The sequence below is a fragment of the Citrobacter sp. TBCS-14 genome, assembly GCF_005280805.1.
Taxonomy (GTDB): Bacteria; Pseudomonadota; Gammaproteobacteria; order Enterobacterales; family Enterobacteriaceae; genus Citrobacter; species Citrobacter gillenii.
Genome location: NZ_SZWM01000079.1, coordinates 1 through 331, shown reverse-complemented (window position 1 = coordinate 331; position 331 = coordinate 1). Strand labels below are relative to the sequence as shown.

At 36.3% G+C, this 331-nt stretch carries 1 protein-coding gene; it reads right to left on the bottom strand.

Annotated features, from left to right (window positions below; all coding sequences use genetic code 11):
- Window positions 1-331: terminase TerL endonuclease subunit (locus FDX22_RS00440; protein ID WP_222592510.1), on the bottom strand; the 331-nt coding region annotated here is incomplete at both ends.

Here is a 331-nt window from a genome sequence, read left to right as displayed (position 1 = left end):
TTTATCAAAGAAGTAACGTTCAATCAACCCTTTTAAGATTTCATATCGTGCTGGGTCATAACCGATTTTTCTAAGTCTGCACCCTGTCTTACTTCTAAAGTCATTAATATACGGTATTAAGTCATTTACATTTATATATTCCGTATCAAGTAGAATAAGCTCTCCTCTGTCAACAAATTCAGTCCATAGTTCTTGCTGTTCTGTGTCCAGTTGCTCATATTGCGAACGTACAGAGAATGTAAGTGTATGGCTGTAAGTTTTACCCTCTAACTCACAAACAAATGACACAGCGGTTAAATCGCCAATTAAGGATAGGTCAATTCCGACATAA